General features: G+C 54.9%; 16 protein-coding genes and 3 pseudogenes. 11 read left to right on the top strand and 8 right to left on the bottom strand.

Going from position 1 to position 18,498, the window contains the following annotated elements; translation table 11 throughout:
• Positions 1–33: 33 nt before the first annotated feature.
• Positions 34–441: a hypothetical protein gene (locus N8E89_RS20050; RefSeq protein ID WP_262262937.1), complete on the top strand. Its 408-nt coding sequence runs from the start codon at positions 34–36 to the stop codon at positions 439–441.
• Between the two features lie 80 nt (positions 442–521).
• Here the strand turns inward: N8E89_RS20050 and N8E89_RS20045 are convergent, their stop codons facing one another.
• On the bottom strand, positions 522–1,166 hold the full coding sequence (locus N8E89_RS20045) for a TetR/AcrR family transcriptional regulator (protein ID WP_262262936.1): 645 nt from the start codon (positions 1,164–1,166) through the stop codon (positions 522–524).
• Positions 1,167–1,466: 300 nt separating this feature from the next.
• On the opposite strand from N8E89_RS20045, the gene N8E89_RS20040 reads away from it, so the two are divergent.
• The 5 genes and pseudogenes from N8E89_RS20040 (at position 1,467) to N8E89_RS20020 (ending at position 7,270) form a co-directional block, all read left to right on the top strand.
• Positions 1,467–2,042, top strand: coding sequence for a TRAP transporter small permease (locus N8E89_RS20040; RefSeq protein ID WP_262262935.1), 576 nt, complete (start codon positions 1,467–1,469; stop codon positions 2,040–2,042).
• Complete coding sequence (locus tag N8E89_RS20035; protein WP_262262934.1) at positions 2,039–3,319, top strand: TRAP transporter large permease; 1,281 nt, start codon at positions 2,039–2,041, stop codon at positions 3,317–3,319. Before N8E89_RS20040 ends, N8E89_RS20035 begins: the two co-directional genes overlap by 4 nt.
• Before the next feature lie 74 nt (positions 3,320–3,393).
• Positions 3,394–4,411 (top strand): annotated as a pseudogene (locus N8E89_RS20030) (TRAP transporter substrate-binding protein).
• 85 nt (positions 4,412–4,496) lie between these two features.
• Positions 4,497–5,387: a shikimate dehydrogenase gene (locus N8E89_RS20025; RefSeq protein ID WP_262262933.1), complete on the top strand. Its 891-nt coding sequence runs from the start codon at positions 4,497–4,499 to the stop codon at positions 5,385–5,387.
• Positions 5,384–7,270: a bifunctional sugar phosphate isomerase/epimerase/4-hydroxyphenylpyruvate dioxygenase family protein gene (locus N8E89_RS20020; protein ID WP_262262932.1), complete on the top strand. Its 1,887-nt coding sequence runs from the start codon at positions 5,384–5,386 to the stop codon at positions 7,268–7,270. The genes N8E89_RS20025 and N8E89_RS20020 overlap by 4 nt, the downstream gene beginning before the upstream one ends.
• Before the next feature lie 76 nt (positions 7,271–7,346).
• Here N8E89_RS20020 and N8E89_RS20015 read toward each other — a convergent pair whose 3' ends face one another.
• From N8E89_RS20015 to N8E89_RS19985, 7 genes and pseudogenes are all read right to left on the bottom strand, one after another.
• The gene (locus N8E89_RS20015) at positions 7,347–7,493 is read right to left on the bottom strand and encodes a hypothetical protein (protein WP_262262931.1); all 147 of its coding nucleotides are present in this window, start codon (positions 7,491–7,493) and stop codon (positions 7,347–7,349) included.
• 392 nt (positions 7,494–7,885) lie between these two features.
• A complete protein-coding gene (locus tag N8E89_RS20010; RefSeq protein ID WP_262262930.1) occupies positions 7,886–9,028 on the bottom strand; it encodes a helix-turn-helix domain-containing protein in 1,143 nt (380 codons plus the stop codon).
• A 620-nt stretch (positions 9,029–9,648) separates the two neighbouring features.
• Positions 9,649–10,681: pseudogene (locus N8E89_RS20005) on the bottom strand (AI-2E family transporter).
• A gap of 100 nt (positions 10,682–10,781) precedes the next feature.
• Entirely contained in the window at positions 10,782–11,123 is a 342-nt protein-coding gene (locus N8E89_RS20000) for a hypothetical protein (RefSeq protein WP_262262929.1), read from the bottom strand.
• Between the two features lie 53 nt (positions 11,124–11,176).
• On the bottom strand, positions 11,177–11,671 hold the full coding sequence (locus N8E89_RS19995; protein ID WP_106667371.1) for a DUF1269 domain-containing protein: 495 nt from the start codon (positions 11,669–11,671) through the stop codon (positions 11,177–11,179).
• A gap of 199 nt (positions 11,672–11,870) precedes the next feature.
• Positions 11,871–12,585: pseudogene (locus N8E89_RS19990) on the bottom strand (alpha/beta-hydrolase family protein); the annotation flags it as partial.
• On the bottom strand, positions 12,579–14,099 hold the full coding sequence (locus tag N8E89_RS19985; RefSeq protein ID WP_410010434.1) for a basic amino acid/polyamine antiporter: 1,521 nt from the start codon (positions 14,097–14,099) through the stop codon (positions 12,579–12,581). The gene N8E89_RS19985 and the pseudogene N8E89_RS19990, both read right to left, overlap by 7 nt.
• Positions 14,100–14,575: 476 nt before the next feature.
• Between N8E89_RS19985 and N8E89_RS19980 the strand changes: the two genes are divergently transcribed.
• The 5 genes from N8E89_RS19980 to N8E89_RS19960 all read left to right on the top strand — a co-directional run bounded on the left by N8E89_RS19980 (position 14,576) and on the right by N8E89_RS19960 (position 18,496).
• Positions 14,576–14,890, top strand: a complete 315-nt coding sequence (locus N8E89_RS19980; RefSeq protein ID WP_262262913.1) for a hypothetical protein — start codon at positions 14,576–14,578, stop codon at positions 14,888–14,890.
• 35 nt (positions 14,891–14,925) lie between these two features.
• The gene (locus N8E89_RS19975) at positions 14,926–15,234 is read left to right on the top strand and encodes an efflux RND transporter periplasmic adaptor subunit (protein ID WP_262262928.1); all 309 of its coding nucleotides are present in this window, start codon (positions 14,926–14,928) and stop codon (positions 15,232–15,234) included.
• Between the two features lie 96 nt (positions 15,235–15,330).
• The gene (locus N8E89_RS19970) at positions 15,331–16,536 is read left to right on the top strand and encodes a Na+/H+ antiporter NhaC family protein (protein WP_262262927.1); all 1,206 of its coding nucleotides are present in this window, start codon (positions 15,331–15,333) and stop codon (positions 16,534–16,536) included.
• The gene (locus N8E89_RS19965; protein ID WP_262263365.1) at positions 16,418–16,786 is read left to right on the top strand and encodes a Na+/H+ antiporter NhaC family protein; all 369 of its coding nucleotides are present in this window, start codon (positions 16,418–16,420) and stop codon (positions 16,784–16,786) included. Before N8E89_RS19970 ends, N8E89_RS19965 begins: the two co-directional genes overlap by 119 nt.
• Positions 16,787–17,062: 276 nt before the next feature.
• The gene (locus N8E89_RS19960; protein ID WP_262262926.1) at positions 17,063–18,496 is read left to right on the top strand and encodes a basic amino acid/polyamine antiporter; all 1,434 of its coding nucleotides are present in this window, start codon (positions 17,063–17,065) and stop codon (positions 18,494–18,496) included.
• The last annotated feature ends 2 nt before the right edge of the window (positions 18,497–18,498 follow it).

The raw sequence follows: 18,498 nt of genomic DNA, 5'->3' as shown, positions 1-18,498 counted from the left end.
AATGCATGACAGATTTATGAAACGATGCAGTTCTTGGCAAACGATTTTACAACCAAGGGTAGAGTCTTTAATTCCGCTCAAACAGACAAAATGGTGCTTTCCACTATAAAATGCCAAGATATAGTATTATTTCTCCAAAAGTGGACTACTCCAGACAGAGCAGGGGCGCATCGTGGCGCTTGTCACTTTTCAATTCAGGACTGTTACGCAATTGATTCAAAAATTGAAGTATTAATTCACGTCGCTATGGATGATCAAGGCCAACCGCAAGTCTCCGGCGCAAACGAATTAATATCAACGTGGTTCAGCGAAGGTTTCGATGAAGTCCTGCCGGTAGGTCATACTCGACATGGCAACAATTCGCTTTGCCGTTTGACCGATACGTTGCGATCCATCCTGACGTTTTACGGCTTGGAAGCAGTCTTCGGCAAAATCCGATAAATAGCAGGCCCAAAGTCGCCTCGGTTGAGACTTTGCTTTGGCGTACGCTCCCGGACTTTGAAGTGAGGTATAGGCAGGAATTACTCAGGCGTCTTGAGATAGCTGACGACCGCGTCAGCAATCAAGTTGCGATGTCGCTCCATCGTTTCCGGTTTTGACAGGTCCCGGCGAAAGATTGTTCCAAACGTATATCGGTTCGAAACGCGAAAGAAGCAAAACGCGCTTATCATCATATGGACGTCAACTGGATCAGCGTTACGACAGAAAACCTTGTCCTTGATGCCGCGTTTGAGGATGCCGGCAATTGTCTCGATCACGGAGACATTCAAATCGCGGATCGCTTCGGACCGAAGCATATGGGCGGCGTGATGAATATTCTCGATACTTACCAATCGGACAAAATCTGGATTGGCTTCGTCATGATCGAATGTGGTTGAAATTAACGTGCGCAATGCTGCCTCTGGCGGCAGGTTCGTCAGCTCCAGATCTGCTTCAAGCGTTCGGATTTTGCGATATGATCGTTCTAATACGGCGAGATAGAGACCTTCTTTGCTGCCGAAATAATAATAGATCATTCGTTTGGACGTGCGGGTGCGCTCCGCGATGGCATCGACGCGCGCCCCGGCAAGACCATGGGTTGAAAACTCCTCCGTTGCCACAACGAGGATGTCTTCCTGCGTTCTCTGCGGATCGTTCTTTCTTGCGCTCACTGCCGCTGCGGTCAATTCAAGCGCGCTCCCCTCGCATCAAGCAAACTGAATGTAGACGTGAAAATTCCCGGCGTGTGAAATCGTCGCGCCGAATACCCTGACTCGGTGCCTTTGAAGTCATATTCAGCTTCAACCGATCTTTCAATAGAAGCGCTTGACATTCGAACTGGTTAGTACATTTTAAGGCAATATGCAATTTGGCCTGTGCTGGAGGAGCACCGACCATACGGATAGGGTGCCTGGTTTTCGGGCGCTTGCCGTTCGCATGAAAGACAAAAAGACTGTTCGAAACAGTTCACTCGCCGGGAGGAGCGAATGGTTCGCATAATCGAATTCTGCTTTTTCATGCTGAAGATAGCAATCGCACTGTTGCTTGCCGGCATGGTGGTGCTGGTTTTCGGCAATGTTGTCCTACGCTACGCGTTCAACCAGGGCATCACCTACTCCGAAGAACTCTCGCGGCTCTTCTTCGTATGGCTGACGTTCCTTGGTGCTGTTGTCGCCATGCACGAACACGGCCATCTGGGCGTCGACTCGGTTATCCGGCGATTGGCACCAAACATTGCCAAGGCGGCCGTCATAGGCGGTCATTTTCTCATGCTGGTGGCGACGTGGTTATTGATCAGTGGCAGCTGGGATCAGACTTTGATCAATCTGCATGTCAAAACTCCTGCGACCGGCATCTCCATGGCATTCTTCTACGGCGCGGGCCTTGCGTTCGGGGTTCCCGCATTTCTCATCCTGCTTTGGGACGCCTTCTGCGTCGCAACCGGCCGCATCGATCTGGCGACAGCCGAGCTTGTACGCGACTCCGAAGAACAGATCGCCGACGATGACCATTCGAGCACGGCGCTGGGCCGTTCAGCAAATACGCTGGGGAGCCAAGGATGACGGTGGCGATTTTCCTTGGTGCACTTCTCGGACCCATGGCGCTGGGCGTTCCGATCGCCTTCGCGCTGATCATCAGCGGCGTTGCGCTGATGATGTATCTGGACATGTTCGATGCGCAGATCGTTGCGCAAAATGTGTTGAACGGCGCAGATAGTTTCCCGTTGATGGCAGTCCCGTTCTTCATGCTTGCTGGCGAAGTGATGAATACGGGAGGGCTATCGCGGCGCATCGTCGCTCTGGCCATGGCCATGGTCGGCCATATTCGCGGCGGTCTGGGTTTTGTGGCAATCTTTGCTGCCTGCGTGCTGTCGAGCCTCTCGGGCTCTGCGGTGGCGGACGCGGCCGCGCTTGGTACTTTGCTGTTGCCGATGATGCTGAAATCGGGTCACGATCCTGCCCGGGCAGGCGGGCTGCTCGCCTCTGCGTCGATCATTGGACCAATCATCCCGCCGTCGATCGGTTTCATCCTCTACGGTGTCGTCGGCGGCGTATCGATTACCAAGCTGTTTCTTGCCGGAATATTTCCTGGTCTTTTGATAGCGTTGGCGCTTTGCATCACGTGGCTGATCGTCGCCAGCAAGGAGCAATTCGTCCTGCCCCCACGGCAATCGGGTACCGTCCGGTTGAGGGCATTCATTGACAGTATCTGGGCTCTCATGCTGCCGCTGATCATCATCGTAGGGCTGAAATTCGGCGTGTTCACGCCCACCGAAGCCGGCGTGGTCGCAGCCGTTTATTCACTTTTCGTCGCCATGGTGATCTATCGCGAATTGCCGCCGGCGAAACTTTTCCATGTCTTCGTCGCTGCTGCGAAGATTACGGCCGTCGTCATGTTTCTTGTGGCGACTGCGGCGGTTTCCGCCTGGCTGATCACGGTGGCTGACGTGCCTGGCGATCTCGCCGCCCTCATCGAGCCGTTGATGGGGAATCAGACATTGCTGCTGCTCGCCATCATGGTGCTCGTGGTGATCGTCGGGACTGCAATGGATATGACGCCGACCATCCTCATCATGACACCGGTCCTGATGCCGATCATCAAAGAGGCAGGGATTGATCCTGTGTATTTCGGTGTCCTGTTCATTATCAACAACTCGATCGGCCTCATAACCCCACCGGTTGGCACCGTACTTAACGTCATCTGCGGAATTTCCAAACTTTCGATGGAAGAGCTGATCAAGGGCGTCATGCCATTTCTCATCGCAGAACTCATAGTGCTTTTGCTGCTCGTCCTGTTCCCGCAACTGGTGATGGTTCCGGTCAGTTGGCTGGGACATTGAAGAGCGGTTGTTTGACGAGGTGGAAGAATTCAACCGGCCGCGGGGAGACGTCGGCCACAACCGGGAGGAAAAAAATGCTCAATAAATTAATGAAAGTCCTGATGGGAGTGGCGTTGCCGCTCGCCTTTTTGACCACTGGTCCTGCCATAGCCGAGATCAGAGAGCATCAACTCAAATTTGCTTCGGCCAACAACAAAGGCCATCCGCAGGTTATGGGCATGGAGAAGTTCGCTGATATCGTGAAGGAAAAGAGCAATGGCAAGATTACGGTGAAGCTTTTCCCGGGCGGCGTGCTCGGCGGTGACGTGCAGACTGTGTCTGCGCTTCAGGGCGGCGTGATCGAGATGACGGTCCTGAACGCCGGCATCCTGGCCGGCAACGCCAAACAGTTTGGCGCGGTCGATCTGCCTTTCCTGTTCAACAGCGGTGAAGAGGCCGACAAGGTCATGGACGGGCCGTTCGGCGCCAGCTTGATGAAATTGCTGCCCGATACGGGGCTTGTGGGGCTTGCTTTTTGGGAGCTCGGTTTTCGAAACCTGACCAACAACCGCCATCCGGTTGCCAAACTCGAAGACATCAAGGGTTTGAAAATTCGTACGATTCAGTCGCCCATTCCCATTGAGCTTTTCAACAGTCTTGGCGCCAATGCGGTGCCAATGCCCTATACGGAACTTTATACCGCGCTCGAAACCGGAACTGTGGACGGCCAGGAAAATCCGGCAGCAAATATCGTAAACGCGAAATTCTACGAAGTTCAAAAATACATGACGGTTACGCGCCATCAGTACAATCCGCAGATCGTGCTGGTCAGCAAGAAGTTCTTTGACGGGCTGAACGATGAAGAAAAAGGCGGTGTTGCAATCGGCGGCAGACGAAGCGCGTGATTATCAGCGCAAGGTCTCGCGTGAGCAGGATGCCGCCTCGATCGACGAAATCAAGAAGACCGGGATGGAAGTGACCGAACTCAGCCCGCAGGAGACACAGAAACTTCGCGAAGCCGTCAAGCCCATTATCGACAAGTTCAGTGCGGACATCGGCCCTGAAACGGTCGAGCAACTCTTCAAGGAACTGAATGCGGCTCGAGGCCAGTAGAGGCAATAGTCAGCCCGCCCTTTGCGGCGGGCTGACCCTGCTTGATGAACTTGGGCCGCGCCGAAGCACAAACGGAATCGAAGTGATGAGCGAAACACGGTTGAAGCCGATCAAGGCGGGGCTTATCGGGGCGGGCATCCAGGCCTCGCTTACGCCCGCCATGCACATGAAGGAGGGCATGGCGCAGGGGCTCGCCTATGCGTATGAACTGATTGACCTCAGCCAGCTTGACGCGTCGGTCGACGATCTACCGCAGCTCCTTTTGCATGCCGAACAACGCGGCCTTTCAGGCCTCAATATCACACATCCCTGCAAGCAGGCGGTCATGCCGCATCTTGACGAGCTTTCCGCCGACGCCAGATCGATTGGCGCGGTCAATACAGTGGTTTTGAAAGACGGAAGACGCTACGGCCACAATACCGATTGGTGGGGTTTTGCCGAAAGCTTCCGTCGTGGTCTTCCAGCGGTCGACACCTCGTTTGTCGTTCAGCTTGGTGCCGGAGGTGCCGGCGTTGCAACGGCGTACGCCGCCTTGTCGCTTGGGGTGGCCAAGTTTGCGATATTCGATCGTGAACGCCAGCGTGCCGTAGCGCTCAGCATGGCGATGCAGCAAATATTTCCCGATGCGCAAATCATTGCCAACGGCGACCTTCTTAAGGCAATGCAACAGGCGTCGGGGCTTATTCACGCCACACCCACAGGCATGTCCAGGTATCCCGGACTTCCGCTGCCGGCGGAGATGCTCGATCGTCGCCACTGGGTAGCGGAAATCGTCTACTTTCCGCTCGAGACAGAGTTGTTGAAGCAGGCGCGCCTGCGCGGCTGCTTGACGCTTGATGGCGGGGGTATGGCGGTCTTTCAGGCCGTAGGAGCCTTCCGGCTTTTTACCGGTCTGGAACCGGACGCGAACCGGATGCTCGACCATTTCCAGTCGATGACCGCCGAGAGCGCTATGGAGGCAAGGACCTGGAAATGAAGACGTCGATTGCAACAGTTTCGATCAGTGGCGATTTGCCTGAAAAGCTCAAAGCAATTGCCAAGGCCGGGTTCAGCGGCGTCGAGATCTTCGAAAACGACTTCCTTGCCTTCGATGCGACCCCGCGCGAGGTCGGCACAATGGTCAGGGATTATGGGCTGGAGATCACCTTGTTTCAGCCTTTTCGTGATTTTGAAGGAATGCCGGAACCGCATCGATCCCGCGCATTCGATCGGGCCGAACGCAAATTCGACGTGATGCAGGAATTGGGGACGGACCTTGTGCTTGTCTGTTCGAACGTATCGCCGGTCGCGCTGGGGGGGCTGGATCGTGCTGCGGATGATTTTCGCGAACTTGGCGAACGTGCCTCAAGACGCAGCCTGCGTGTTGGCTACGAAGCGCTGGCCTGGGGACGGCACATCCAGGATCATCGGGATGCGTGGGAAATCGTGCGCCGCGCTGATCACGCCAATGTGGGGCTCATTCTCGACAGTTTCCATACCCTGGCGCGAAAGATCGATGTGAATTCGATCCGCTCCATCCCCAAGGAAAAAATATTCATTGTCCAGCTTGCCGACGCACCGCTTATCGACATGGATCTTCTCTACTGGAGCCGCCACTACCGCAACATGCCCGGAGAGGGGGATCTTCCGGTGGTGGATTTCATGCAAGCCGTTGCTGCCACCGGCTATGATGGATATCTGTCATTGGAAATTTTCAATGATCAGTTTCGTGGTGGATCACCGCGCTCCATCGCGCTGGATGGTCATCGATCGCTTATCTACCTCGGCGACCAGATACAGCGCCGCGCGCCGGAGGGGGCGGTTGCTCTGCCAAGGATGCCGGAGCGCATTCATGTCGACGGCGTGGCATTTGTTGAATTTTCTGCCAGCGAAGAGGACGCCGAAGAACTCGGCGGGCATTTGCGCACTCTGGGTTTCCGCGTCGCTGGCACGCACAAAACGAAGCTGGTAACTTTATACCGGCAAGGCGAAATCAACCTTGTCATCAACACCGAGCATGAAGGATTTGCTCATTCCTCTTACTTGGTCCATGGCACGTCGGCCTACGCGATCGGTCTTGAGGTGGAGGATGCAAAAGCAACCGCGCAGCGTGCACGCGCGCTTATTGCAGAGCCTTTCGAACAAACCGTCGGGCCCGGCGAGTTGACGATGCCAGCGATCCGCGGGGTTGGCGGCGGTATCATCTATTTTGTCGATCAAAAATCTGATTTGAAAAACATATGGGAGATCGAGTTCAACATGATTGCCGGCGAAGAGCGCGATGGTGTGGGGCTCCGGCGCGTTGATCATATCGCTCAGACGATGAAGTACGACGAGATGCTGACTTGGATCCTATTTTACACCTCGATTTTCAAGGTGCGCAAAACGCCCATGGTCGACATCGTCGATCCAGCGGGCATCGTGCGCAGTCAGGTCGTTGAAAACAATGACGGCCGCTTCCGCCTGACACTCAATGGCGCAGAAAACCGCACCACTCTTGCTGGACATTTCATTGCCGAAAATTTCGGGTCCGGCGTCCAGCATCTGGCGTTTGAGACCAACGATATATTTGCAACGGCGTCTGCGCTCCAAAAAAACGGCTTCACGCCACTTCAGATATCATCGAACTACTACGATGATCTGGAAGCACGGTTCGGTCTCGATCTCGGGCTTTCCGACAGACTGAGGTCAGCCAACATCCTTTATGACCGTGATGAAAACGGTGAATATTTTCAGCTCTACAGTCCAAATTATGGCGAGGGCTTTTTCTTCGAAATCGTTCAGCGTAGCGGATATCGAGGTTATGGTGCGTCCAACTCCATCTTCAGAATAGCCGCGCAAAAGCGCCATTTGAGGCCGAAAGGCATGCCGCGAGTCTGATCGAAATTGACAATCGGGCGGAACGTTCAGGGCATCCAGCCAAAGAAGATGCGCGGATGTGATGATGCGTCAATGCTTATTTCGCGCGCATGATCAAATTATGGATCCACGCCAATAGGGACAACGAACCGGCCCCGGCCACAGCCCCGCCGAGCAGGTCTATCAGGTAACCGGCCATCGGCACATTGCGCGCCCTCCCTGTAAAGGCAATGATCGCTAACATACACAGCGCTCCAATGACGAGCCCCCATAGGGCAGAGTTTGTGACACTGAATTTTCTCATAGTATCCCCTGACAGATTACTGTGTGATGCGGCAGCACTTGCTTGTCGCCGGCGTCATGCCAGCGAAGTTTTCAAAATTGGTGGGCCGCAAGGAGAGATTGTCCGCAGGTCCCGCAACGGTTTATCAAAACTGTACCTGATCGGCCAGGCAACGCATTTTGATGCCACAGCAGTCCGGTCACCAAGGAGCCTACCAAATCATCTGCACCGCGAAATAGATGATCGCGGATCCTATGAAAATTGCGCCAAAGATAACCAGCGATCTAACGTTATTTTCCATGTGAACTCCGTCAAACGTTGATCGCCCAGCCAGAAGCGATTGTCGTCCCATCTCAGCCGTGAAGCCGGCGCAGCAGCACGCCGAACCGCTCTGCAGGCGCGTACGTAGCCAGGTCGGCCGCGGGCTTGTAAGGCAGGCAGGCGCTTTGTCCGCTCCTGACATCGGTAGGGCTGCACCCGAACTCGCGCCTGAAGGCACGGCTAAATTCTGTTCCATCGTTGAAACAGCGTTGTTCGGCGATGTCGATGATACGACGTTGATCGTTCGGATCAGAAAGGGCCGCATGCGCGTCGAGGAGACGCCGATGCTGGATGTAATGCGTGACGCCGCCAAACGGCTCGAACAAGCGATAGAGCCGCGAGCGCGAAACACCAAGTTCGCGCCGCAGGGTCTCGGCTCGAAGTGCTGGATCGAACAATCTGGACTGGATGATCCGATGCGCTTTTTCGATCAGGGCCGTTGCAATTGGTTCGCGCGCCTCATCCAGATGATCTGCAGTTGGAGAAACGCAAGCAAGAATCATCGCCCGCGTTGCAGCTACCAATGCAGGAAGATCAGCTTCCTCGACTGCCGGCAGCCGCTTGGCAAGGCCGGTCATGAAATCGGAGAATAGACGGCCCAACCCGGTGTCGAGCGTCGAGAATTCCGCGCCACTTAACGTCTTGGTCACTTCATAGGAAAAATCGCGTGGAACGAACAGCATGAGCATTTCACTATCGGTGACATTTCCTTCGAAGGTCCGGCCGAGTGAGTGAACCTGCACCACGCCTGCACCACCCTCGAAAGTCCGGGTTGGTGCAATCGTGTTGACGCTGCCATGCAGTAACATCGTCAATGTCCAGTGATCGAGGGGATCGCGCCGCGTATGGCCGGGCAGGCTGGCGAATCTCAATGCATCGGTCTTGATGCGCGAGAAGGCAAGGCAGCCGAGGTCCCAAATGACTTGCTTACCACCAAAGCCGACGGTCACATCCTCGGGGGTGTTGAATTCGAGCATGGATGCGAAATTGTTGCGCCAAGCTTCAAACTGATAACCTGGGGGAAGGTCGTGCGTTGTGAGCTCATAGGCGGGCAGGTGCAATGGCGCGCGCACTTTTCGTCCAGGTTCAGGCGTGGTGCTTTTTGATGCCATTGCGATAGCATTGGAGATTGTGGTGGGTAGCACATCTTGCCGTATCGCGCCTTCGGCTCTCATCGCTTCACTCTATCGGATGTGAAAAAGGACCACGGCCAAGCATTCGGCTTGCCGTCGCACAGAATGATCAAGATAGCGGCGTTGTTCTGGAACTGTTGTTTTGACATCGCTCCTCCCCCCGGAAGCCCAGATGGCCATATCAATTGAAACCTGTCACAGTAAAAAAACGTATAGCACAGTTAGCCCGAATTGTTTAGTCGGTAATTCTACCAAAGCCGAATGCAAATCGGTGGTTGAATTTCAATACCTTAGTCAGGTGAACCGTTAGAGCCCTCGGTTGCTGTGCCTCCAAACTATCATTCGCCCCAGCCTGGTCTTGCGAGCAGGTTTTTTCATGCGTTCAATCTCAAGCAAGACAAACAGGTCAACTCCCGGGTCAAGGATGACATTCGCTGTGCGTCCCCAAACCTTGGATGTAGGTCCAAATCTACTGTGTACGACGGGAATTGTGGGTACAATGGCTTCCGATATCTCGCCCCGCCGCGATGGTGCGAGCGATGAGGATATCCAATCATGAAGAATATTTCTTGGACCATCCTTGCCGTATCTTTCTGCCTTGTCATTCCCGTGCCCGAACGGCGCGGGATAACGGCGGTCGTTCGCAGGCAGGCTTTGATTGGCTAATTGGCTTCAATGGCGTTGCCCGAAGCAAGTATCGCGATCCATCTGGCGGATGGATGGCGTGCGCAATAGACAATAAAGGCGATAAGAATCGGCACGCCGATGAAAGCGCCAGGCACACCCCACATGAAACTCCAAAAGAACACTGCGAATATTACCGCAAAGGGTGAAATCGAAAGAGAAGTACCGATCAGTAAAGGCTCGAGATAGCTGCCAATAACGAATTGTATCAGGTTGAGCCCCACGAAAACCCCGACCGCCATCGGCCAAGATTCTGAATTGGGCAATGGCAAACAAGGTTGGCAATACGGTGGCAACGAACGGACCGAGGAACGGGATATAATTGAGCGTGAAGGCGATCGCACCCCAAGCGGCGGCGAGCTCGAGCCCGGCAACGAGGGCGAAAATCCAAACGACGAGGCCTGTTAGCATACTGGCGAACGTGCGCACAATCATGAAGCGGCGCAACTTGATGCCAATCTCGCGGTTTGCGAGCAGGATCTGCAATCCCTGGGGCTGAGCTGCAGAACTATTCAGCCGTTTGTTGAAATCGTCGACCTCGAGCAGGCCAAGCATGGTGAAGACCAGAACCAGCAGTGCGAATCCGACGAAGCTATTGAGCCGACCCGCCATCCCTTGCGTGAAGCCGACCAGCCAGCGCACATCGAAACGGTCGGCGAGTACGCCGGCGATCGCGATGCCGTGCTCCTCCAGCCAATCGGTCCAGTTGGCATAAATTAGCTGGAATCGACCTGCATTGGCGAACAGCCATTGGCCGAGTTTGCCCAAGCCCCACGTTACCGACGAACTGATGGCAACGATGACTGCGAGCATTACGACAAGGGTGACAAGCAGCGCAATGAGGCGCGGCAACCGCTGCTGCAGCGCGGATTGGATTGGATAGACCAATGCAATAACGAACAGCGCGAATACGAGCGGAACGAAGATTGCCTGAGCCAAATGGAGGAGGGCAAGAACAAGAATGCCGGTCGCAATAGGTCCAATCAGCTGGCTTCCACCTTGTTTTGCCATGTTGACCCTTTGCCGGTTTTGCCGATGGACGTGGAAACATGCGACATGATCTTTGCCCTGGCTGAACCACAGCATAGATCACTCGGCTACGTTGAAAATTTCAATAGTTGCGAGCCGCACCGCTTTTTCGCGTCAGCCCGACAAGCAAGGTCAGAAGAATACCTCCTAAAAGGCCGGCGATGCCAACGCCGACGAGAACAATTGGGGTTAGCCCGCCCGCACTTTGGGTGACAGCGTCAGCGGCATTTTCAACGTGGCCGACAAAGCGACTTACATAAGGAACGCGTGCCGCCACCCAGGTCAGGATCAAGCCTCCGATCGCGCCCATTAGAGCATTTTTACCTGGGCCGAGGCTGAGCCGTGGCGCCCACGCGCCGAGGGCAATTGCGCCCGCAGCGCCGCAAAGGATTTCGATCAAGATCGATACGAGTGTCTCCGCCATGCGTGCGTCGTTCTCCTCGTCCTACAGAGCCCGTGTTCCAGCAGACTTTAAAACTACGTTGCCGAAGCTTTCTGCAACGCGTCGCGTAGAATCTGCTCCTTGGATTCATCAAGGGAGGTTTTGAGCACCACGCCCCCGAAACCAGATATTTCTTTCAGCACTTTATCGGCGGTCATCTCCTGCACCAGCACGAACAACGCCGCATTTCCCGGCTGAAGGTTGCTCGCCAGGTCTTTCATGAATGCGTCGTTGATGCCGACATCGGTCAGGGCACCACCGATGGCACCCGATGCAGCGCCCACGGCCGCACCGATGAGCGGATTGAGAAAAAGGACGCCGATCAGAAGCCCCCAAAAACTGCCCGATACGGCTCCAGCTGCTGTCGTACTGACAAGCTGGTTTAGTTTAACCTTACCAGTGTCGGTCTTGGTGGCGATGACGGCGTCACCGAGCGTGATCAAATACTCCTTCTGCAGTTCAATGAGACGGCGGCGCACCTCTTCAGCCTTGGCTTCTGTTGGATAGACGATGGCGATGAGACTAGACATGACCCCTCCAGGTTGCGAGCGCTTGGACGTAAATAACAAAGTCACATCAAATCATATCGCGCCGACGCAACAAGGAAATTGGCACAGAATCCCGTCATCATGCATTGCGTCTCTTTTTAGGGAGTTCGGTGGGATGTGTTGATGCCTTCACCGATGCAGATTAACGCAAAAGAGACCAGCGCCGCGATTGACCAACATGTTATCCACCCGCGGAGGGCTCGGCGCCATGAGGAAATTTGTTTGCAAAAGATGTCTTCAAACGTGTGACATCATTGGCTTGCAGGCCTTGCGGATCAGTGACAGCGATCCAGGCATCAATATAGTGTTCCGGCGCGTAAACATGGCCATAGCCGATCGGAGAAGTCGTCGCCATTGCCATGTCCAGCAAAAGTTGAACCATCATTACGACAGGGAACCAGCGCAATTGCGGGGAGACGTCTGGGCCGCGTGGAGTCTTCATCCAGTCAGGTTCCCGGTAGAGCGCATGAAAATCGAAGAACGGTACTGGATCGGTGGCATATTGCAGGTAAACGATCCGGATCGGTCCGCAGATGGCACCCGGAATAGTCAGGGCATTGTATTGGTTGGTGAATCGAACGATCGAGCCGTCACGGAAACGTGGCAGCCAAGCGGGCGATTGAGGAATGCGGGTTAGCGGTAATTGATTTCCACGTGCGGCTCTGAAAGGGCGGTCCACTCCATAGCGCGCCTTGAAACGGGTCAGCAACGATATCGAACAGATCGGCTGAAAGCTCCCAATTCATAGCCCCGAGGCTTAGGCGATGCAGGTACAATTTCGGGCGGTGATCGCGAGGAAGTGTAATCCAATAGTGATAAACTTCGCGAAAAAGAGCGCGCCCAGCTTCGGCACCGTATGTTGGATCCACCAGCAGCGACTGCCAGCTGCTCAAGTAAACTGGAGCGTGACGCTCGCGCGTCGACAACGGCATTCGATCACAAAGTACACCGTTTGGCAGACCGCATCACGACGCTCGGCTAGACCGAAATATGACCTGTAGCGATGGCATAGATCGCTATCGCAGCGCCAAGAGTGGCAACGGCGAACATGGCCATTTCGATTGGCGCAAACAGGTCTTTTTCTCCGTTCCAGTCGTGCAATGATATATAGAATTGAGCCGGGACCATAAATCACGGCCGATAGCAGCAGATGTTTCGCTCCGGCTGCGTAAATCAGGCCGGCCGTGTATGCCAGGGCTATGCCCGCACGCACCAGATCCATCCTGTGGCCAGCCGGATCCCTGTCATAGGTTTCACCCGTCCAGGCAATTTTAAACCCGTAGGCAGCCACGAGGAGATAGGGGATGAGGATCATCGAACTGGTTAGCTCGAGCGCCAGTCTGAACGCATACTGGGTAAAAAGCGTCAGGATCAAAAATGTCTGGACGACGATATTGGTGAGCCATAAGGCATTGGACGGCACTCCGTTCCTGTTCTCGTGTGACAAAAACTGCGGCATGGTTTCGTATTTGGATGACGAAAACAGAATTTCTGCAGCGAGAAGCACCCACGACAGATAGGCGCCCAAAACAGAAATCAACAAACCCAGGCTGACAAATATTGCGCCCCAAGGTCCAACGACCGCTTCGAGAACGCCGGCCATAGATGGGTTGCGCAGCGCTGCTAGATCGGAACGCAGCATGACGCCATAGGACAGGATCGTAACAAGAGCAAGCAGGCACAACACGCCTAGGAACCCCATGAGTGTTGCCACACCGACATCATTGCGGTTGCGCGCATAACGGGAATATACGCTGGCCCCTTCGATTCCGACGAACACGAAGACTGTCACAAGCATGGTCGCGCGGACCTGATTGGCGACATTGCTGAAATTCACATCCTCACCGCCCCAGAAATTGCTGGCGAAGATATCAGCGTGGAATCCCTTAACCACAAAGACGAGGAAAAGAAGAATTGGGATAATCTTGGCGAAAGTGACGACGGTATTGATAGCGGCTGCACCCCTGACCCCGCGCAAAACGAGCGTATGAAAAATCCAAAGAAAGGCCGACGAAAAAACAATCGCCGTAATTGTGTTACCATCACCGAAAACGGGGAAAAACAGGCCAAGTGTCGACTTGATCAGGACGAAATACGAAACGTTGCCGAGACAGGCCGCCGACCAATAGCCAAGAGCGGACAGGAACCCGAGATAGTTGCCGAACCCTTCCTTGGCGTAAGCATAAATGCCTGCGTCCAAGTCGGGCTTTCGCCGAGACAACGTCTGGAACACGAAAGCCAGCATCAGCATTCCCGTACCGGCGATCGACCATGCGATCAGTGCACCAAATGGTCCAGTGACCCGTCCGAAGGCCTGTGGCAAAGAAAAAATCCCAGCCCCGACCATCGAGCCCACAACCATTGCCATCAATGTCCAGACGGAAAAATGCGGTTTCGTAGCTGAAGCCATGTTGCTCACGCGCTCGTGCCAGGATCGTCGTGTTAATCCGGCTAGCGCCGGGCTGTCACTCTAGCGCTGGCCCGGCGGCCTCGTAATGAGCATGGAGTCCCAAAACTATGCTCCACGTCTAATTCAACCTGGAAAGATTGCGAACCGATAGCGGGGCGTGGCAAGATTGCCAATGCTTTTCGTTCTAGAAAACCGGACGTACCGCCACTTGTTTGCTGCCAGGTCATCGCCTCGGAGGTACTGCAGCGTCACCATGCTATAGCGCCCCTGGGCTACCCCAATGATCGGCTGAGAATCCCAACAATACGCCGAGCATCCCAATCTTTGGCAAACATACCAAAATCGGTTGAGACAAGCCCGTTCGTAGCTGTAACGTACTTTACCAGCTGTTCTGTCCTTGCTGACCTGTTTCCATTGAGAGACCGTTACGGCTTCGAGATTCAATGCTCCCACCGCCAATCGTCATGGAGGAAAGCTTGAAAAAGAATTTCTTTGTCACGCTCGGACTTATTGTCAGCCTGTTGATGACGCCAGTGGCGCTGCCCACCGCCGCCATTGCCCAGTCCGTCAGCATCACCATCGGAACCAATCTCAACAGAGGCAGGGGGATAACCTGCAGCCAGGGCGAAAGGCTGCTCCGCAATCGCGGCTTCCGCAACATCCTGCGCATAGATTGCCGTGGTCGGTTCTTTGTTTATCGCGCATGGCGAGGAAATTCCCGGTTCGAGATTGCCGTCAGGCAAAGCAACGGCCGCGTCGTCGATGTCCGCAGGATTTCGAGAAGGAGATAGTTCAGGTGCCGATCTTGAATTGGCTTCGGAGAACAATGTTGGCAGTCCTCGTTGCCTTGAACCTTGGAGGCGGTGCGCTTGCTCAGGATGCTCCCGTGATCGGTGTCGCGCCCGTGGCCATCGAAGACACCTCGCGCTCCACTGAATTCGTAGGGCGCGTCGAAGCGCTCAATAGCGTCGATATTCTGACCCGCATCGACGGATTCCTTGAAAGCAGGCTCTTCAACGAGGGGTCGACCGTCCGAAAGGGACAAGATCTCTTCCTTGTCGAAAGGAGCACCTACGAGATTGCGCTGTGCCGATCACATTCACCCGCATTACTATCAATTCTGTCGTCGTATTAGAGGGCCTATGCAGATAGAAGCAAGCGCTCGAGTATTAATGCATCATTTGCTGTTCAAGCGATTGTCAGGGTTCGGTCAAAGTAGAGGCCCATGATCATGCCTGAAAAGTCCCATCCGCCACTAGCGTTGATAGAAGCCGTGATACCTATTGCAAGTCTTATCCTGCTCGTCGCTCTTTCCTACTATCTTTTTGGCGACCGGGGTTCGTCAGGGCCAAATCAAGTTGCGCTTGTCATCGCTACAATGGTTGCTGTGCTGGTCACCAGACGTCACGGGCATACGCTTGAAGATCTCGGCAACGCAGCAATTACCAGCGTGAGCTCCGGTATCGGAGCGATCTTCATTCTCTTTTCCGTGGGAGCCCTGATCGGTACTTGGGCGCTAAGTGGTACGCTAACCGCCATGATCTATTACGGATTGCAGTTGCTCAACCCGAATTATTTCTATGTAACAGCGGCTGCAATCTGCGCAGTTGTTTCGTTTGGCATTGGTAGTTCATGGACCGTCGTGGGAACGATCGGAATCGGCCTCATGGGCATCTCCACCAATATGGGGCTCGACCCGGCTATTACGGCCGCGGCCGTCATTTCAGGAGCGTATTTCGGCGATACGACTTCGCCATTGTCAGACTCGGCAAATCTCGCAGCGGGTGCGGCCAATGCCAACCTGTATGCCCATATCCGGGAAACGGTCTTGACGTCCATTCCCGCTCTTGGACTTGCGCTTGCAGTTTTTTGGTTTTTTAGCGGCGCGGGAAGCTTTGACGCAAGCGCCAAGTTGGCCGCGATCAACGACGCGTTCCATATTTCGCCAGCGCTCTTCGTGCCATTGATCATCGTTGTCGGTCTGGCTCTTTTTAAGATCCCGCCGTTCACGACAATTTTTTTAGGTGCATTGGCGGGTGGAGTCCTTGCCGTGATTATAGCACCGGACCGGGTCCTCACTTTTGCCGACGCAGACGATTCGGTGCCGAGATGGCTTGGCTTGATAAAGGGTATATGGCTTGCGCTGGCAAGCGGATATGTCTCAACCAGCGGTGACCTTACAATCGACATGCTTGCAACGCGTGGCGGCATGAGCAGCATGCTCGACACGATCTGGCTAGTCATTACGGCCTTCGCGTTTGGCGGTGTGGTCGAAAAAGACGGGAATCTTAGCTCGATTGATCGCCCCGACCATCAAGGTGGCAAAATCAACAGGGAGCCTTATCGCCGCACTGGTTGCCGCCGTATTGGCAACGAACATTGCGACTGCCGATCAATATCTCGCTGTCGTCCTGCCGGGGCGGATGTTCAAAAATGAATTTGCAGCTCGCGGCCTGTCAATGATCGTTCTTTCCCGCTCCATCGGGGCGTCAGCAACCCCGACATCAGCACTCATCCCTTGGAACAGTTGCGGCGCGTACATGGCAGCCACGTTGGGAGTCTCCACCTTCAGCTATTTCCCGTATGCCGTCTTTAATATTGCAAGCCCACTCTTGACGATAACAGTGGCGTTCCTGGGCATCCGCATGCTGGTCGGGGTCAAACGCGACGCTCCCAAGGAGATGTAGGGTTAATGCCCTTGCTTAGACCTAACTGTGTCGTCCCTGACGGGAGGGGCCAGCGTCTCGATCTACGTGTCAACATCGCCCATCCTACGGTAGCCGCACCGAACCGGACTGCTCTTTTCCCGCCAATTATGGATTTACCGGTAAATTGAAACACTCGAGCTAGATTTGGGATTCTCTGCTAATCACTTCTGGTAGTGAACAACCCTATAGTTCCGGTTCGGGGGCCTCAGTGTCGGTAGCTGAAGACTCCGTTAACCTGACCTGTTGGGAGGTATTATGACCTCAGGTTCCACTCAGAAATTCTCATTGTTCGCACTGACCGCGATGGTTGTCGGATCGATGGTGGGTGCTGGTATTTTCTCTCTCCCGCGAACCTTCGGCAACGCCACGGGACCCTTCGGGGCGATCATTGCCTGGTGTATCGCCGGTACCGGCATGTACATGCTCGCCCGTGTATTCCAGTCGCTTGCCGAGCGCAAGCCCGAACTCGACGCCGGTGTCTTCGCCTACGCCAAGGCCGGGTTTGGCGACTATCCGGGCTTTCTTTCGGCATTCGGTTACTGGATCGGCAGTTGCATCGGCAACGTCTCCTACTGGGTCCTGATCAAGTCCACCCTTGGACTGTTCTTCCCGGTTTTCGGCGACGGCAACACAGTTATCGCCATCATTGTCGCCTCGGTCGGTATCTGGATATTCCACTTCACGATCCTGAGGGGCGTCCAGCAGGCCGCCTTCATCAACACGGTCGTGACCATTGCGAAGATCGTGCCGATCATCACGTTTATTTTAATCCTCATCGTGATGTTCAAGGGCGACATGTTCAGCGCCAACTTCTGGGGCGGCGTTGGCATGCCGGAATCGCCTATATTCGATCAGGTTCGGGCCACCATGCTGGTGACGGTCTTCGTGTTCTTGGGCATTGAAGGGGCAAGCAACTATTCACGTTATGCCACAAAACGCTCGGACGTGGGTACGGCGACCATTCTCGGTTTTATTGGCGTGACGACGCTGATGGTGCTGGTTTCGCTTCTGCCCTATTCAGTCATGGCGCGCGCCGACATCGCGGCGCTGGGGCAACCATCCATGGCCGGCGTTCTTGAGGCGGTGGTCGGTCACTGGGGTGCAATCTTCATCAGCGTCGGTGTCATCATCTCGGTTCTCGGCGCTTATCTCGCCTGGTCGCTGGTCTGCGCGGAGGTGCTGTTCATTGCCGCGCGTAACGAGGACATGCCGAAAGTGTTTGCAACGGAGAACCCCAACAGGGTTCCGGCCGCTGCCCTGTGGTTGACGAACAGCGTGGTTCAGCTCTTTGTGATCAGCACCTATTGGTCGCGGGATGCCTTCGCGCTGATGCTCAGCCTGACCAGCGCCATGTCGCTGATCCCCTATCTGTTCGTAGCAGCTTACGGCGTCATGCTTGCAAGGCGCGGTGAGACCTACGAGACGCGACCACAGGAACGCTCACGCGATCTGGTGATTGCCAGCATCGCCGCGATCTATACGCTGTTCATGATCGCAGCCGGCGGACTGAAATTCGTTCTGCTCTCCGCGCTTCTTTATGCACCTGGCACATTGCTCTATTTCTGGGCCCGCCGCGAGCAGGGCAAGCAGGTGTTCAACACGACAGCCGACTGGGTCATCTTTGCCGTCGCAGCAATCGGCTGCATCGCAGCGCTGATCGGACTCGCGACCGGCTATATCACCATTTAATT

This window comes from Phyllobacterium sp. A18/5-2 (genome assembly GCF_025452215.1).
Classification (GTDB): Bacteria; Pseudomonadota; Alphaproteobacteria; order Rhizobiales; family Rhizobiaceae; genus Phyllobacterium; species Phyllobacterium sophorae.
The sequence above is the reverse complement of the archived record's forward strand: the minus strand, read 5'-3'. Positions and strand labels throughout refer to the sequence as shown.

What these genes read in the sequence shown, in the direction of transcription:
- N8E89_RS20040 (WP_262262935.1), top strand. Translation starts at nt 1,467, where the DNA reads ATGGTTCGCATAATCGAATTCTGCTTTTTCATGCTGAAGATAGCAATC.
- N8E89_RS20025 (WP_262262933.1), top strand. Translation starts at nt 4,497, where the DNA reads ATGAGCGAAACACGGTTGAAGCCGATCAAGGCGGGGCTTATCGGGGCG.
- N8E89_RS19985 (WP_410010434.1), bottom strand. Translation starts at nt 14,099, where the DNA reads ATGGCTTCAGCTACGAAACCGCATTTTTCCGTCTGGACATTGATGGCA.
- N8E89_RS20000 (WP_262262929.1), bottom strand. Translation starts at nt 11,123, where the DNA reads ATGGCGGAGACACTCGTATCGATCTTGATCGAAATCCTTTGCGGCGCT.
- N8E89_RS19975 (WP_262262928.1), top strand. Translation starts at nt 14,926, where the DNA reads ATGTTGGCAGTCCTCGTTGCCTTGAACCTTGGAGGCGGTGCGCTTGCT.
- N8E89_RS20035 (WP_262262934.1), top strand. Translation starts at nt 2,039, where the DNA reads ATGACGGTGGCGATTTTCCTTGGTGCACTTCTCGGACCCATGGCGCTG.
- N8E89_RS20020 (WP_262262932.1), top strand. Translation starts at nt 5,384, where the DNA reads ATGAAGACGTCGATTGCAACAGTTTCGATCAGTGGCGATTTGCCTGAA.
- N8E89_RS19995 (WP_106667371.1), bottom strand. Translation starts at nt 11,671, where the DNA reads ATGTCTAGTCTCATCGCCATCGTCTATCCAACAGAAGCCAAGGCTGAA.
- N8E89_RS19970 (WP_262262927.1), top strand. Translation starts at nt 15,331, where the DNA reads ATGCCTGAAAAGTCCCATCCGCCACTAGCGTTGATAGAAGCCGTGATA.
- N8E89_RS20015 (WP_262262931.1), bottom strand. Translation starts at nt 7,493, where the DNA reads ATGTTAGCGATCATTGCCTTTACAGGGAGGGCGCGCAATGTGCCGATG.
- N8E89_RS19960 (WP_262262926.1), top strand. Translation starts at nt 17,063, where the DNA reads ATGACCTCAGGTTCCACTCAGAAATTCTCATTGTTCGCACTGACCGCG.
- N8E89_RS20010 (WP_262262930.1), bottom strand. Translation starts at nt 9,028, where the DNA reads ATGAGAGCCGAAGGCGCGATACGGCAAGATGTGCTACCCACCACAATC.